General features: G+C 46.1%; 9 protein-coding genes. All 9 read right to left on the reverse strand.

Annotated elements, in window-relative coordinates:
- Positions 1-13: 13 nt before the first annotated feature.
- The gene (locus tag Q7Q81_RS05855) at positions 14-1,939 is read right to left on the reverse strand and encodes a VWA domain-containing protein (RefSeq protein WP_304274345.1); all 1,926 of its coding nucleotides are present in this window, start codon (positions 1,937-1,939) and stop codon (positions 14-16) included.
- Between the two features lie 12 nt (positions 1,940-1,951).
- The gene (locus Q7Q81_RS05860; RefSeq protein ID WP_304274347.1) at positions 1,952-2,980 is read right to left on the reverse strand and encodes an ATP-binding protein; all 1,029 of its coding nucleotides are present in this window, start codon (positions 2,978-2,980) and stop codon (positions 1,952-1,954) included.
- Between the two features lie 97 nt (positions 2,981-3,077).
- The gene (gene cobN, locus Q7Q81_RS05865; RefSeq protein ID WP_304274350.1) at positions 3,078-6,788 is read right to left on the reverse strand and encodes a cobaltochelatase subunit CobN; all 3,711 of its coding nucleotides are present in this window, start codon (positions 6,786-6,788) and stop codon (positions 3,078-3,080) included.
- A gap of 106 nt (positions 6,789-6,894) precedes the next feature.
- On the reverse strand, positions 6,895-8,745 hold the full coding sequence (locus tag Q7Q81_RS05870) for a TonB-dependent receptor plug domain-containing protein (protein WP_304274353.1): 1,851 nt from the start codon (positions 8,743-8,745) through the stop codon (positions 6,895-6,897).
- 231 nt (positions 8,746-8,976) lie between these two features.
- Complete coding sequence (locus tag Q7Q81_RS05875) at positions 8,977-9,936, reverse strand: ABC transporter substrate-binding protein (protein WP_304274357.1); 960 nt, start codon at positions 9,934-9,936, stop codon at positions 8,977-8,979.
- A 168-nt stretch (positions 9,937-10,104) separates the two neighbouring features.
- Positions 10,105-12,075 (reverse strand): TonB-dependent receptor plug domain-containing protein, encoded by a 1,971-nt coding sequence (locus Q7Q81_RS05880; RefSeq protein ID WP_304274360.1) that lies wholly within the window; start codon positions 12,073-12,075, stop codon positions 10,105-10,107.
- A gap of 135 nt (positions 12,076-12,210) precedes the next feature.
- Entirely contained in the window at positions 12,211-15,927 is a 3,717-nt protein-coding gene (cobN, locus tag Q7Q81_RS05885; RefSeq protein ID WP_304274364.1) for a cobaltochelatase subunit CobN, read from the reverse strand.
- A gap of 18 nt (positions 15,928-15,945) precedes the next feature.
- Positions 15,946-16,890 (reverse strand): ABC transporter substrate-binding protein, encoded by a 945-nt coding sequence (locus Q7Q81_RS05890; RefSeq protein ID WP_304274366.1) that lies wholly within the window; start codon positions 16,888-16,890, stop codon positions 15,946-15,948.
- An 11-nt stretch (positions 16,891-16,901) separates the two neighbouring features.
- A complete protein-coding gene (locus Q7Q81_RS05895; protein ID WP_298882231.1) occupies positions 16,902-17,672 on the reverse strand; it encodes a carbon-nitrogen hydrolase family protein in 771 nt (256 codons plus the stop codon).
- Positions 17,673-17,785 lie beyond the last annotated feature (113 nt).

A 17,785-nucleotide genomic window follows, 5' to 3' on the forward strand; every position in this document is an offset into this window, starting at 1 on the left:
TATACTCTTATCTTTAATTCAAATTTCTTACAATACGAATTATATTTTCTTTAGACAGCTTCTGCAGCGTGTAATAATTGGCCTGCATAGCGGCGGCAACCTTCTTTGCCAGGCCCAGCTTGATAAAATCGCTTTCCGTATCAATAACCACCGAGGTAATTTTAGCCTTAGCGATTTTTTCGGCAATACTTATCGCTGCAGCTACAGGATCCTTTTCACCCTCATGCACGGCATTCGCGCGTCCGTCGGTTACGACAATCAGAATCGGCTCCAGCTCGCTGTCACGCTTGTTCAGCATGGCCAGCGTCTGCAGCGACAGCGCCAGTCCATCTGCCAGCGGTGTTTTGCCGCCGGTCGGCATTTCTGCCAGACGCTTCTGCGCCAGATCCACGCTACGGGTAATCGGCAGCAGCATATCCGCCTTATCACGACGGAAAGCAATCATGCCTACGCGGTCACGCTTTTGGTACGCCTCCTGCAGCATGTAGAAAATGGCACCCTTAACGGCGCGCATACGCTCACGTGCACCCATGGAGCCGCTGGCATCCACTGCAAACAGGAAGGTATTGCCGATGCGTTTTTCTCGCACCTTCTGGCGTAAATCCTCCTCCTTGATGTTCAGCGCACAGCCGTTATCCTCACGCAAACGCTGAAACGGCGCTGCAGCACGGATGGTTGCGTCAAAGGCCAAGTCCGTAACCTTGCTTTTAGGCTGTTCGGCGCGCACATAACGTCCCTGCTTCAGGTCAGTCTTGGTCACGCTGCGTTTGCCGCTGCCACGGCGCACATTGCGGTCCTTGCCCAAATCCAGCAGCATCTTCGGCAGGCGGAAGCTTTTGTCGATATCGGCAAGCTGCTCCTCCGGTGCCAAGTTGTTATTATTACGCTCCTGTTGCTGCTCGTCCTCGTCGCTTTCGTCATCTTCGTCATCATCGCCGTTATCCAATGGCGGTGGTGGCGGCAGCTGGTTATCTTCGTTGTCCTCGTCGTTATTATCATCGTCAGGATTATCTTCGTTATCCTGCTCATTTTCATCTTCGTTTTGGTTATCGTCCTGTTGCTCCTGCTCCTCGGGCTGTTGCTCGGGCGGCTTGCGCATACGGTGCGGCAACACGAACTGTGCGGCCTCCTCCACGTCCTTCGGCAGCACATAGGTGCGATCAGCCAAAGCAGCGATAGCACGCGCAGCCTCCAGCAGATAAATCTCCGCACGATGACCAGCACAAAAGGCCTGCGAGCACAGCTGAGCAGCAAGCATCAGCATCGCATCGCTCACCTCAACCTGCGGCAGCAGCTCACGCGCTGCCTGCACCTTCGCTGCCAAGGCAGCGGTTTCTTCCGCATACTGCTCACAAAACGCAAGGGTATTGTTACTATATGCCAATGCACGTTGGATAACCTCCACGCGCTGACCGATATCCTGCAGTGCCTGCATATCGGCATACATGCCGAAGCGGTCTAATATATGTCCGGGCAGAGTTCCCTCCTCCGGATTCATCGTAGCAATGACGGTCGTGCGCACCTCATGGCTGCAGCTGATACCGTCACGCTCTACATTGTTAATGCCTGCACTGTTGGCATCCAGCACTGCTGTCAGCAGCTCCTGACGCAGCAGATTAGCTTCATCAATATAAAGAATGTTATCCGTAGCACGTGCCAGAATACCCGGTGAAAAGCGTTTTTCGCCCAGGCTTACGGCAGCCTCCAGGTCAATGCTGCCAAAAAGCATATCCTCTGTTACGTTCAGCGGCAGTGTCAGCAGTGTTTGCGCACCAATCAGACTCTGCACACTGCGGGCAAGCACGGATTTTGCCGTACCCTTGGCACCGCCTATGAGCAGGCCGCCTGCTCTGCGGTTGACAAGAGCAATGAGCAAGGCCTTTTTAGCCTCCTCCTGCCCCACGACCGCAGTAAAGGGATAGAGATTATTTTTCAGCATAGTCAACGCTCCTTAGGCTTCGGCAGCCAAAAAGCTTTCTACCTTATTCCAATCCAGCTCGCCCTCTTCAAACGGACGGCGGCGCATACGGTGCGGCAGCACCAGCTTAGCTGCTTCCTTCAGGTCATCAAGGTTAGCCTGCTTGCGGCCGTTGAAGGCAGCCAAAGTCAGCGCTGTCTTGATCACAGTAATATCCGCACGGTGGCCGTCTACGCCCAGTTCTACCGACAGCTTAGCCACAGTTTCCAGCAGCTTGTCATCAATAGTTACCTCCAGCAGCAGCTTGCCGGCAGCAATAATTTTTTCTGCCAGCTCCTCCTGTGCTTCCTTATAACCAGCGATAAAGCTTTCAGCATCATTTTCATAAGCCAGACGGCGCTTGATTACCTCTACGCGCTGCAGCGGATCATGCTCGCCGGTCACGACAACGCTCAGACCAAAGCGGTCCAAAAGCTGCGGGCGGATGTCACCCTCTTCGGGGTTCATAGTGCCTACCAGCACAAAGCGTGCGGGGTGAGAATAGGAAACACCTTCACGCTCAACAGTGTTTACGCCCATGGCAGCGGCGTCCAGCAGCACGTCAACAACATGGTCATCCAGCAAATTGATTTCATCTACATATAAAATGTTGCGGTTGGCCTGCGCCAAAATACCTGGTTCAAACTTTTTCTCACCATGCTTAATCGCATGCTCAATGTCCAATGTACCGACAACGCGGTCCTCTGTAGCACTTACAGGCAACTCAACCACGCGCATGTTGATAGTTTCCTCCGGCAATGTGCCCTCTGCCTGCAGCTTAGCAGTACAGTCATCGCACAGCTGGCTGCTGTGCGGGTCACAGTGGAAGCGACAGCCGTGCACAGCCGCCATCGGCGGCAGCAGCTCGGCAAGAGCGCGCACAGCGGTGGACTTCGCCGTGCCCTTTTCACCTTTAATCAAAACACCACCCAAGGCCGGGTTAATAACATTCAAAATAAGGGACAGTTTCATTTCCTCCTGTCCTACAATCGCAGTAAAAGGATATACAGCAGTACGTTTCATTTATATTCCTCCATTATTAAAAAGAGCTATCAATAAAATATGTATCTAATTATACAGTGTCTACTAGGTATACACGCAAGCGATTTAGTGAAAATTTTTATTCATCGCCGCGTTCTTCAATTTCTCCTTCAATATTCAGCAGCAGCTCCTGTAGCGACTGCTTTGTTTGCGGCTTAGCGTTCCACAGCTGGCGCTGCTCCGCCTCCAGCAAAACCTCCGTAAGTCTGCGCAGCGCCCAGGGATTTACCTCAGCAAACCATTTCTGCATATCTGTATCTAAGGCATATTTTTCCGCAAACTTTTCATACATCCAGTCCTCCATAACGGCGCTGGTGGCATCCCATTGGAAGCAGTTGTCAACATAGGTTGCCAAATCGCCTGCTCCCTTATAGCCAAACTCCTTCATGCCCCGTATATATTTGGGATTAATCGCCTCACCGCGGAACAGACGCTTGACCTCCTCTGCCAGCGTGCGAATCACGACATGCTGACGGTCGGAGCTGTCACTGCAATAGTTCTTCGGCATCTTGCCGCTGAAATTGCGCACTGCGGCAATCATACCGCCACGATAAGCGTTGTAATCATCGGAATTCAGCAAATTAGACTCGCGGTTATCAATATTGCTTACAGTAACCTCCAGCTTTGCCATCCGCTCTGTAAACAGCTGCGGCCTGTACTGACCTTTTTCGCCCTCGCCATAGACATGTGCACCCCAACGCACATACACATCAGCAATATCGCCCAAATCATCCCAATTGCGTGAAGCCAGCAGTGCGCTCACGCCCGCGCCATGCGCTCCCGGCGGGTCGCCGAAAATGCGGTAGGATGCCTGCCTCCATGCCTGCTCCTTATCCACACCCTCGCTTTCCAGTCGCTGCGATTCCTCCACCACATGCTTGCGCACGAAATTATCCTCAAAGCTTTCATCCAGTGCCGCCACCTGCTGCACTGCCTTATCCAACCAGCACACCGCTCCCGGCAGCGTGTCGCGGAACAGGCTGCTGATGCGTCCCGTAACATCAACGCGCGAACGCTTAAGCTCATCTAACGGAATAATCTCAATACCCTTAACCTTAAGCGTTCCCTTCTGCCAAACAGGACGCACGCCCATCAGGCGCATAAATTCCGCCATACACTGACCATTAGAGCGCATGTTATAGGTCGCCCACAGCAAAATACCTACGCTTTCGGGATAGCGGCCTTCCTCCGCTACAAATTTGTTAATCACATCCTCCGCCATCTGTGAACCGATTTTCCACGCTACAGGTGTAGGCAGCAGCTGCGGATCAACGCCGTAAAAATTGCGTCCGGTCGGCAAAATCTCGGCACCTCCGCTCGTAGGCGCACCGCCGGCGCTAGGCTCAATATATTCTGACTGCAGCGCACGGATGCAGTTGCTGCGTTCCCAGGTAGTATGCGCCAGGCTGGGATACAGCTTGTCGCAGATGAAGCCGGCAATTTTTATAATATCCTGCTGCACAGTCTCATCCCAACACTTTACGCACTCCAACACCCGCAATTTATCTTCGTGGACTACGAAACCATCATTTTGCAGCAGACGGATAATCTCCAAGCATTGGCCGTTAATTTTATCAAGCAGCATACCGTAGCTCAAAATACCGTCCGGCAACAGCTTACTACTGTTGTCAATCAGCTCATAATAATCATAGCCGTAAGCCTGTGCCAATGTTTTAGGCAGTGACGGCATATCGGGATTTTCCAAGCGCACCAACGCATAAAGATATTCCGTAAGCTTTTCTCCCTGCGGCGGATTGCCCATGATATGCAGGCCGGTAGTCATCTGCATATTCTTCAAATCCGTCAGATATGTGTGCAGATGGCTGACATATTCATCAAAATCGGCAGCATCCTCCTCACGCACCTCATCCATAAGGTCGGCAGCAGCGGCCTTCTCCCTGATTTGTGCCATCGGCTCACTCAAATCGGCATCCTTATCAGCCTTAAAATGTACATATTCCTCCAAAGCCTTTTCCAGCTCCGCCAGCTCATCATATACACCGCTAATACTCAGAGGTGCCGAAAGATAGCTGATGAGGCAGGCCGCACTGCGGCGTTTGGCCTGTATGCCCTCGCCTGTATCCACAACCCAATAGGGATAAACATTAGGTAAATCACCGGTACAGATATCGGGATAGCATTCTTTTCCCATCGCCACGCCCTTACCCGGAAGCCATTCCAGACTGCCATGCGTACCGATATGCATCATCGCATCTGCGCCCCAGATATCGCGCAGCCAGTGATAAAAACCTATATAATGATGCGTCGGCGCACAGTCGGGCGAATGATAAATTTTGTCAGGATCCTCGCCAAAGCCACGCGGTGGCTGCATCGTAATAAAAATATTGCCATTCATCGTTCCGGGAATCAACAGAAAATCATCATAAAAGAAAACCTCGCCCGGTGCTTCGCCCCAATCATGCTCCAGGCGTTGCTGTACCTTTTCCGGCAGGGTCTTATAATAATCGCGGTATGCACTGACGAGGAGCTTGGCATCGGCATTATCAATCTGCTTTTCGCTCATATAGTCCCTGTCATTCGTCGCACCGGCAATCAGCTCGTCAATAAACTCCTGCCTGTCTGCCGGAATATGGTCAACGACATAACCTGCATCCCGCAAATCTTGCAGCAGCAGGCGCACGCTTTCAATACTATCTATCGCCGAACAGCTGCCAATGTTGGAATTGGTCGACGGATGGTTGTGAAAAACAACGGCTATTTTCTTTTCGGCATTCGGCTTAATACGCAGCAACGCCAGCTTTTTCGCCTTCCGCACCAGCATATTCATGCGCTCTGCAATCTCCTGCGTAACCTGCTTTCCCTCAGCATCACGCTCCATCGTCGTCACAGGGCAGCTATGGATAATACCATCAAACTCCGGCAGACTCACACTGTACGCCACCTCTACGGCACTCATGCCGTCAAAGTTTTCATACCATTCCTGATATGAACGATACAAAGTATAGGCCTGCAGTACCGTGATATTGAGCTTGGTCAAATCATCAAGTGCGCAGGCACGGATGCTAAACAGTGAAAATTTTATAGTGTTGATGAAAACATCTGCATAACATTTGCCGTCCGCGCAAACATACTTGCTTAAGGCTTCTTTAAAGCCGCCGCAGCCGCTTGCGGCGTCAGGCGAGCTTGTGGAGAAGAAGCATAAGGCGTTGCACCCCAGTGCTTCAATCTCTCTGACTACCGCATCTGCAAAAACGGTATTGCCCCACAGCCAGTCACTGCGGAAGAAGACAACAGCCAGCGTAGGTCTGTCCACCTTGCAAAAATCACGGCGATATTCTTCCACATCATGATAAATTTTGGCTGCTTGCGGATGATAAATACCATCCCACGGCAAAAGCTCGGGAACAGGCACATTACATCCTGCCTGCAAAAACTGCTGCGCCAGCCACAGCCACAAATTTGTCCAGTTCTGCAAACCTCCGAATTTATAATAATCATTTATCCGCTTCAGCTCCCCCTCAGACAGACCGCCGTGCAGTATATCCTCCGGATTACCGGTCATCAGATAGACGTGCTTCTTTTTGTTGGCCAGTAGATAGGATGAAGATTCCGACAGAAACTTAGTGCTCAGGCCAGTTCCCATCCAGGGGAAAATGACAACCTCCGCCTGCTGCAGCTGCTTTTCCATATCCCTCGTCCATTCTGTATCGCTTGGGACGTACAGCACCTGTCCTGCTACAGCTTCCTGCGTCTGCTGCGCCAGCTTCAATGCGTCCTGCAGATAGGCTGCAGTCTGCTCCATATTGGTGAGAAATAAAATTTTCGACATTCTTTCACCTCATTTTCCTTTTATATGAAAAAGCAGGACGGAATAAATCCGCCCCACTTTTTTAGGAGTGTGAATTATGAAAAAGGTTAAGTTTTATAAAATATGCTTAGAATGCATATTCCATGCCTACAAGGAAGGAACGGCCGGGAGCACGCCACCATTGTCCGTCAGGATCTGCACTCCAGTTATAACGGGCATTAGAATGCTCTGCATAGAATTTATCGAAGATATTATTGACTTTGAAATAAATCTTCGCATTCTTATTAACATTGTAGTTCATAGATGCATCCCAAACAAAGTAGGTTGTTGCCGGGAAGAAAGCATCTACGGCATCTGCAGACTGAGGTCCCATACGGTCAATAACGCCCTTACCAATCAGGCTGGCATTAAAGTCCTTGTTGTCATAATCCAGGCCGATATCCCAAGCGCCTTTCGGTACATAGCCGTCAACATTTTTTGTGCGTTGTGCTGTTGCATCAACATTTGTATGTGTATAGCCAACATAAGTAGAGAATTGCGGTGTAAATTGTTTCTTCAGTTGTATATCCCAACCGCGCGCTTTTTCATCACCAACATTCGTATACTTAGGAGATACATAACCAATTCTATTCTCGGAATAACGTTTAAAAGCATGGGCAGATAATGCGAAGGTATCATCAAATTTATGATTAATGCCTATTTCCTTGGTATTACCTGTTTCCGGCTTGATATTCGGATTGCCGTATGCTGCACTGTAAAGGTTACTCGGAGAAGGCGGAATAAAATACTCGCTGTAGCTTACATAGACATTAGTTCTGTCTTTATTAAAGGTATAACCCAGGTTAGCACTGGGAGTAGTGTGCTTGCCAAAGCCGGAGTTATTATCATGACGCACACCGGCAGTCAGCTTCAGCTGGTCGGTAATATCAAACTGATCCTGCAGGAAGAAGGCTCTGTTCATCATCTTCTTGCCATTAAATGTAATAACCTTATCATGGCTGAACTCAAAGCCTGCAGTCAGTAAATGATTGCCTAACTTTGTAGACAGCTGGTCAGTAATACGTTTGGTATTGGTTTTTGTCTTATAGCCGTTAAAATCGGTATCATTATCCAAATTAACAAAAGACAAAACATTCGTGATATTGTCATCAAAATCACTGTTCAAAATAAATTTATAGTTTTGATTGTCTACTTTACCATTTTTCAAAGCAGGCTCCCACAAAGCAGTATATTTATAATCTGCTTTATAGGAATCGTAAGTAGCTGTCAGCTCATGCTTATCACTCAGCTTTTTAGTAATTTTGAAATTGGAGCTTGTAGACTTGGAAGAAGACGGCGTAGTTACACCATCACCATCTTTGAAATCGCCACTGAGGTTTCTGCTTACGTTAGCATCCCATGACCAGTTTTTTTCTCTGCCGGACTGACCCAAATAGTAGTTGGTTACGCTATTGCTGCCGCCATCTACACGGAAATAAGTAGAAATTTTCTCCGGTTTTTTAGTAATAATGTTAATAACACCGCCCTTGGCATCGGAACCATAAAGAGTAGAGGCGGAACCTTTCAGTACCTCAATACGTTCAACATTTTCCATGTTTTTGAGCATTACGGCAGAAACGCGATTGCTTACATTGTTAATCTTAACGCCATCTACCAATACAACAATTTCATCAGCACCGTTGATTTTCAAAGCATTGCTGTTATCATAGCCTGCAGGAGCGTAGTTGCCGATATAAACACCAGGAACCATGCGCAAGGCTTCAGATAAATCACTATAATGTCTTTCCTTAATTTCCTTACTTGTGATAACACTTACATTTGCATTAGCTTTAAATGCTTCTACCGGAGTTCTTGTTGCCGTAACAACCATCGTATCCAAAAAATATTCCGGAGTACTGTTTGCTAAGGCAACCGGCACAGCTCCACCCAACAAAACAGACAGCATAACGGCTCCGCCAAGATAATTAAATTTCTTCAAAATGCTCATCCTTCCTTTACACCCAATTCTCAGTATATACTTTATAATCAAAGCTACTGATAAGTAGCCATGACCTTTAAATCTCATTTATTTTAAACGATATAGTAATCATATAGTCAAGTGTTTTTATCTTTTCTTCCCTTATAAGAAGATTTTTCATTAACAGTATTTTGCTGCACAAAAAAATATCGGTAAACAGCTTATCGCTAATCACCGACATTTTTGATAATTTTACTCTTTATATACAGCGTCTGCCATATCCTCCACAGCGTTGACAATATACTGCGATACACACAGCACATGCTTCGCAGGCACAGTATAAACCTTTCTGTTTTTAACGGCATCCGTTGTCTGGTAGCCCGGATTATTCAGTAGCTCCTCCTCCATCTGCTTCGGATCATGCTGGCCGTCATAATTCCAGCCTGCGAGTAAAAACACCTCCGGGTTAAGCTGAACAACTGCCTCCTGATTAACTATGCCGGGCTTATCATAATGCAGCTCCTCCAAAGCATTGCGAACCTGCGCATATCTGCAGACATCGTTAAACGAAGCCTCCGGACTGTAATAAGCACCGTTACTGCGCATAAAAACAATGCGCTTCTGTTTTTCCTTGGGAATGTTGCCAATCTTATCCTGCACCTTCTTCAGATGCTCATTCATCGCGGTAACCATCATGTTGCCGCGTTCCTTTTCGCCCACAGCCTCGCCCAAAAAGCGTATGCACTCACGTACATCTTCAAAGCTTTTGGGAGTTTTATAAACATAAACCTGCAGGTTCATATCGCGTAGCGACTGAATAACCTCCGGCTTAACAAAATCCGGTATCAATATTAAATCAGGGTGCAACGCCATAATTGCCTCCGAGCTTTGGCCATCTACTCTGCTGCCCACACTCTGCGCCCGCTCCACAATATTTGATATCCCAGGGTCATCCACCAGACGTGAGAAGGCAGCAATACGACTGCTTGGTACAAGGTCAATGAGGATTTCATCAGTGCTTATAGACATAGATATAATGCGCTGGGGTTTTTCCTTAAAATACAGCTTATGCCCCTGCGAATCCGTAACAGTATAGGCTGCAGTACTGTTCGATTTTTGCGCACTATCACTGCTACAGCCTGCAACTATTAAAAGTATACTCAGACAAAGCAACAGTGCTGTTATGAACTTTTGATATTTTTGCTTTAACATTTTTCATCATCCTTTATGTTTTCCTCAGCATAGCTATTATAGCACGAACATCAGCTTTCGACATAAGCAAGTTATAGCAGTTTGGCATATGAAAAAGGCAGAACAGATTTTGCTCTGCTCCGCCTTTCTCAAAGGAGTTAAGTGTATATGAATAAGGTTAGGGGCTTATTAGAAGGTGTATTCTACGCCAACCTCAAAATTTCTGCCCGGTGCAGAATACCAAGAAGTGCCGGTTTCAGGCAGCAAGCAGGCTCTTTGCTCAGTATAAAGTCTGTCAAAGACGTTATTGCATTTTGCATAAATATTGATAACCTTAGACGGTTTATAGTTCATGCCTAAATCAAATACCCAATAGGTATGATAGGAGCTTGCTTCTGCAGAGGTATTATCACCATAGGTTTTGGCAAAACCACCTTGCTTTGCAATGGTACCACGAGCAGCCAGATTAGCACTAAATTTTTCCAGATCATAGCTTATGCCAATGTTCCACGCACTACGCGGAACTCTGCCATCGCTGTTCGGGTTTTTATTAGGAGCAGTCGGTTTAATATAAGTATAGGTATAACCAACATTAGTAGACAGATGGCTGTCAAAGGCCTTGCGTACCTGAACATCAAAACCAGTAGCAACTTCCTCACCAGAGTTCAAATATTTCTTAGTGCCAGAATCATAATTAATGGTATCCTTCATATCACGTCTGAAAACATGCACACTGCTTACAAATGTCGGATCAAAGCGATAATTTACACCACCCTCAAATGCAGAACCAGTTTCCGGATTCAAATCAGGTGTACCATATTGACCATACAATTGAGACGGATAAGGAGCTACAAAGAATTTTTTAAAGCCCAAATAATAATTCAGCTTATCATTCGGAGTATTACCTAAAACAATGCTAGGCAGCCATTTAGAGCCATAGTTTGAATCGTCATTATAACGCACACCATAGGACAAACTCCATGTATCAGTTAAAGCAAAATCGTCATTAATATAGATTGCTTTATTGGTTGTGCTCTTATCGCTGTATTTACTGGAAGCACTAGTCATGTAATTGTCAACCTTGTCTTTATACCATTCAAAACCACCAACAAGAGTATGTTTATCATCAGCCTTCACAGTAACTTGATCACTCAAACCCATAGAACTGTAGTGATAAATATAAGGTTGAGTTGTTGCATTAGTTTTACCAGGATTCTTCCAAGTAATTTCATCAGAAACATGTTTATTTCTGTATAATGCCAGCTGATTAGTAACCTTGTCGCTCATTTTTTGAGTATATACGATATTCAGCTTGCTGTTATCTTTACTACCTGTATTGAACTGATTATTTGCCTTATTTGAAGCAACAACATTCCAGCCACCAGTAGGACGCAGATAATCAGCCTTATAAGTCTGATATGTTACATTAATATCGGCATTATCATCAAATTTCTTACCAATCTTGATCATATTGTTTTCGGAATTCAAATGCTCAGGAATTTCTCTGTTCCAACCATCTTTAAAGTTTCCGGAAATCTTCTTTTGTAACGCCAAATCCCAATAGAAGCCATCCACATTGCCTCTATGAGTCAAGTTGTAGCGTTCCTTACCATAACTGCCGGTTGCTGCTGCCAATTTGGTAGATACACCATTTTCAGTAGCTTTTCTTGTAATAATGTTAATAACACCGCCAGCTGCATCAGCGCCATACAAAGTAGAGGCAGAGCTTTTTAAAACCTCAATACGCTCAATAGAATCCATATTGGATAATTCAGATGTAGCCATTTTTCCATATGTGCTAGAACTGCCATTTATATTTGCACGCACACCATCAATCAAAACTACAACCTTATCACTGCCATTTAAGATTAAGCTGTTCGAACTATATACTTCACCAGTATTACCATATCCAGAAATGGTAACACCAGGAATATCTCTCAATGCATCTTGAACATTAGAATAATGATTTTTCTCAATAGTATCTCTAGTAACTACACTAATATTAGCATTAGCCTTGAACTCTTCTACCGGTGTTCTGGTTGCAGTTACAACTAATTCTCCCAGCATATACTCCGGTGTTTCATCAGCATAGACTGCTGAAGCACTACCCAAAAGCAGTGTCATAAGTACTGCGCTGCTTAATCCTTTAACAACCTTCATTAAATCACACATCCTTCACTCATACTTTATTTGCAGATAATTCTCTATGTCAAAGCAAGACTATCTGCGAAATAGTTTTATTAAAAACTGCATCTAAGTGTAAACTATATACTGTTCATACAGTCAAGGAATTTTTTATTCTCCTCGTTCCTCCAGCTCGCCTTCCATTGATAAAAACAGCTCCTGCAGGGCCTGCTTGGTTTCCGGCTTAGCCTGCCACATCCCTCGCTGTTCTGCCTCAAGCAAAACTTCCGTAATGCGGTGAAGCGCCCAAGGATTTACCTCCTGCATCCACTTTTGCATATCCTTATCCAAAGCATATTTTCCTGCATATTTTTCATACATCCAGTCTTCCATAATATCACTGGTCGCATCCCACTGATAGCTCACAGCAACATACGTTGCCAAGTCACCGGCACCCTTATAGCCATGCTTCTTCATACCTGCAATATATTTGGGATTCATCGCCTCACCGCGAAACCAACGCTTCAGCTCTTCCGTAAGGCTACGCAGCTGCACCTTGCTTCTGTCCGAACTATCGCTGACATAATTACGCGGCATACTGCCCTTGTAACTGCGTACTGCTGCAATCATACCGCCGCGATAATTATTATAATCATCTCCGCTTAGCATAGAAGATTCCCTGTGGTCAACATTTTGCACGGTAACATCTATCTGAGCCATACGCTTTTTAAAGACCTCCGGCATATAGGTGCCTTCACTGCCCTTACCATAAGCATGTGCGCCCCATCTGGTATATACTGCAGCAATATCATCAATCGTTTCCCAATTTTTAGCTTCTAAAACAGCACCTGTACCGGCTCCATGTGCTCCCGGAGGATCACCGAACACGCGATACGAAGCCTGTCGCCAGGCCGCCTGCTTATCCAAGCCTGATTTTTCCAGCTCGCCTGCTTCATCCAGTACATGCTTACGCACAAAGTTCAACTCAGTCGGCTCATCCAGCGATGCTATTCTCTGCGCAGCATCATCTAGCCAGATAACACTTCCTGGCATACTGTCCCTAAAGAGACCACTGATGCGTCCGGTTACATCTACACGCGGACGCTGCAGCTCCTCCAAAGGAATAACCTCCAAATCAATGACACGTTGGCTTCCAGGCTGCCACACGGGACGTAAGCCCATCAGATATAAGAATTCGGCAACGCATTGTCCGTGATTACGCAAATTACTTGTAGCCCACAAAATTATGCCAACGCTTTCAGGATAACGCCCTTCTTCTTCAATAAACCTGCTAATAACATCCTCAGCCATCTGCTTGCCGATTTCCCAAGCCGGCTTTGTCGGCAAGCAGCGTGGGGCGATACTATAAAAGTTGCGTCCCGTAGGCAGTAAATCAGCTCCGCCGCTTGTAGGCGCACCGCTGGGACAAGGGTCAATATATTTGCCGTTTAATGCGTTTAAAGTATTTTGCTGCTCCAAGGTAGTCATAAGCAGACTGGGGGCAATATGCTCGCAGATATACGTCAGAGATTGCAGCAGCTTATCCCGCATTTCCCCCTGTAAATCCTTCGTCCAGGATAAGATAAATACTTCTTCAATTTTAGCAGCATCAAAAGAATTCTTTTGCAAAATCAAGATAGCTTCTTTTGCCTGCTCGCGTATTTTATCCAAAAGCATACCATAGGTCATGCTGCCATCAGCCAGCATCTGCTCACTATGCTCCATCAGCTCATAATAATCATGCCCATGCATATCAGCAAGGTTTTTCATCAATGACGGTACCTTGCCGTTATCCAGCTTCGTCAACGCCAGCAGATATTCTACCAGCTCTTCTCCCTCCGGGGGCACGCCCAAAACGTGCAGGCCTGTACTGATCTGCATATTCTTTAAATCCGTAATAAAGTTGTGCAGCTTACCGATATAATCATCAAAATCCTCTGCTTCGCTTTCCGGAACATCCTCGTCAAGATTACATTCTGCAGCTTTACTACGAATCATTTCCTTTATGCTGTCCATACCTGCGGCGGCAGTATCGTCGTTTTTAAAATGACAATATTCCTCCAACAGGTTTTCCAAATCAGCCAATTCCTCATAGGTACCGGAAACACTCATCGGCGCGGACAAATAGCTTATCAGGCAGGCAGCACTGCGGCGCTTGGCCTGAATTCCTTCACCGGTACAGGTAATCCAATAGGGATATATGTTAGGAATATCACCTGTACAGATATCAGGATAGCAGGCATTGCTCATAGCATTGCCTTTTCCCGGCAACCATTCCAAATTACCGTGCGTTCCCACGTGAATCATGGCATCCGCCCCCCAGATATCACGCAGCCAATGATAAAATCCAAGATAATGATGTGTAGGTGCGCAATCCGGCGAATGATAAATTTTTCCCGGATCATCACCAAAGCCACGCGGAGGCTGAACCGTAATAAAAACATTGCCGTTGAGCATACCGGGAACAATCAACACATCGCCGTAGCGAAAAACTTCCCCCGGTGCTTCGCCCCAGTCGCGTAAAAGCTGTTCCTGTGTTTTTTTAGGAAGCTGCTCATAAAAGCTCGCATAATCCAGTTTTTGCAGCTTACCGTCAGCTGTTTCCAATAACGCCTCCGAAATGAAGCGTCGGTCATTAGTAGCATGTGCCGTAATATCTTTTACAAAGGCCTGACTGTCTGTCGGTATATTATCCAGCCTGTATCCCTGCTTTTGCATTTCTTCCAACAGCAGGCGTACGCTTTCAATCGAATCCAGACTGGCAGCGCTGCCGATATTGGAATTGGTCGGCGGATAATTATGAAAAACTATCGCTATTTTTTTATCACAAGGCTTTTTATAACGCAACGAGGCCAGCTTGCGCGCCTTTCTTGCCAGCATATCAATGCGGTCTACAAGCGGCATGCGGTAATGTGTACCGTCCTCACGTTCCTCATTGGTGGAAACCGGCACAGAATGCAGAGCTCCGTCAAATTCAGGCATGCACACAGCATAGGAAACCTCATTCGGAGTTAGGCCAACCATGCTCTGCTGCCACCATTTAGAAGGCATATAGGTATTTACTACCTGTAGCACAGGAACTCCCAGCTGCTGCAAATCCCGCAGCTTTAAAAAACCTGTTACTGTCAACGAAAAAACAAACGGATTTATCAGAACATCAATACAAGGCAGGCCGTTTTTATAGAAAAATCTTTCAAATGCTGTTGCCAAACTTACCGCACCGGTCTTTTCGTTCGGCATCGTGGTACTGAACACAGCAATAACATTACAGTTTTGTGCTTCTATCGCCTTGATAATCTCATTTTGATATGCAAGGCGTTGCCAAAGCCAATCCTCACGCGAAAAGATAAAACCCACAGTAGGCTTGCTGCTGTCATAATGCTTTGCCAGATAAGCATCAAGCTCGACGAACTCATGCTTAAATTCCGGATGATAGATTCCGCACCACGGCAGCTGCTCCGGCAACTTATAAGCTCCCTTTTGCTGCGTAAAGGCAGCAACAAGATATAAGCACAGATTCTGATAATTCTTCAGACCACCACAGCCCAAATATTCCTTCAGCAGGCTCTTTTGCTCCTCCTGCAGGCCGTAATCCATCTTATCATCACCTGGGTCAATGATATCAAAAAGATGACACAGCTTCTTTTGTTGTAAAAAGGCAGAAGCTTTTTTCAGATAATCACAGCTCAAACCTGTACCCATCCAGGTACAAAAGAAAAATTTTGCCCCCTGCAGCTTTTGCTTCGAATAGCCGTTCCACTGCTCACTGTCGTTGATTTGGATTACTTCTACAGCATTGCTGATTTCTTTGTCCTCTATGGCATTTAAGGCATCACGCATCCCAACATAATGGGGTTCCATGTTGGTCACAAAAATAATTTCTGCCATCTCCCTGCTCCTCTCAGCTTACTTAAAATATTCAGGATATACCAGCTTATCAATCGCCAAAATACTGTCAGCAACATATTGGCTTATACAATACATGTCTTGACCTGATAAGGTTACCAGGTTTTTATTTTGAATTGCTTTGACGCTTTGTAAGGACTGATCATTAAGCAATTCCTTTTCTGTTTCCAAGGTATGCGTGGGTGCACCGTTCCATCCCGGCATAATAATGACATCAGGATTTGACTGCACAATAAATTCCTTCGAGACCGTGGTATTCTGCCCTGTCTGCAATTGCTCCATACAATTATCAACCTGCGCATATTTGCAGATATCGGCAAAAAGCGAGCCTTTTGTACCTATGACGCCGTGACCGGACATAACAACTATTTTCTTCTGCTGTTTGATGTTGGCAGCCTTGATAACTGCTTGGGCCTTGGCGATTTTGGCATCATATTCCTTAATCACCGCTTCACCCTGCTGCTTAGCATCAACGACATCGGCAATCTCACGAATCGCTTTTTTTATATCCGCCACCGTATATGGTGTTTTATAAACATAGACGCTAATACCCATATCGCGGATAGTCTGAATGCTGTCTGGTGTCCACCAGTCTCCCAAAATGACAAGGTCCGGTTTTAAGGCCATGATACGCTCTACACTCGGCGTGCCTTTAATGCGCTCCTTGACCGCCTTGCTTTTTTCCACGACATGCGAAATTCCTGCATCATCACAAAGATAGCTTACAGAAGCTATACGCTCCGGCTCCACTAAACCAAGCAAAATTTCATCACAGCTTATGGAGAAGGAAACTATCCGCATAGGATTTGCAGGTACCTTTACCTCATAGCCCTTGGCGTCCTTGACAACTCTCGTTCCGTTGTTTTCCGGCTTATCATTGCCGCATCCTAGGCAAGAGCAACATGCTATAATTACACAAATAAAAAATACTGCTAACTTTTTCACTGTCATTCACCTTAAATATCTGCCAAATTTATTATTACAAATTCTGTAGACAAAACCAGTTTCTTTACTTCATCAAAATCTATAATCAGCACTGCTTCACATCCTTCATAGGTAAAAAGTACTTCACCATTGCAGAGAACAGCACTTTGCGCATGGCTGCAATCCATGCCTTCCGTACCCGTCTGATTACATATAAGCACCGGAATACCATTTGCCGAACGGCTCAAACGCTTCCACGCCTCTTCCGGAGGTCCTGCATGACCTCCAGGCGGCCAAGCAGCAACAACTACAGCAAGCTCTGCTCCCTGCCTAGCAATTTTTTCTCCATGCTCGGCAAAATAAGCATCCGCACAGACCATAACACCGGTATTGATACCTTCTAAATTCCAAACCTCAAATTTTTCTCCGGGATGTGCCCAGTTTTCCGTTATCCACGGCACAACCTTCGTTTTATCGTGACGATTATAATATGTTCCGTCCGGCGAAATAATTGCGCAGCTGTTACGCGGAGTTTTTTCGTCGACAAAACCACAGCCCAAAAACAACCTTTGCTTGTATTGCCTGCAAGCCTCCATAAACTCCTGTAAAAGATTATTTTGCAGCGAAGCAAGCTGAAACTGCTTATCGCTGCGCATCATATAATAACCCTGCAACGCCATTTCCGGCGTCAGTACCCAGCTTGCGCCATACTGTGCCGCCAGCTTCATCCCCTGTAAAATTTTCTTTGCATTATCCGCTTGCGGTCCGCAGCAATATGCAAAATGCAAAAAAGCTATCTTCAAATTCAAGCCCCCTCTCCAAAAACGTCTGTATATAGGTGTGGTGGCATAAGCTTTTATGTGTGCATTAGTCCATTACTTGTGGTTGGGTCGACCTAGTCCAATTTTTGTGCTCG

Source organism: Phascolarctobacterium succinatutens, assembly GCF_958453765.1.
Classification (GTDB): domain Bacteria; phylum Bacillota; class Negativicutes; order Acidaminococcales; family Acidaminococcaceae; genus Phascolarctobacterium_A; species Phascolarctobacterium_A succinatutens_B.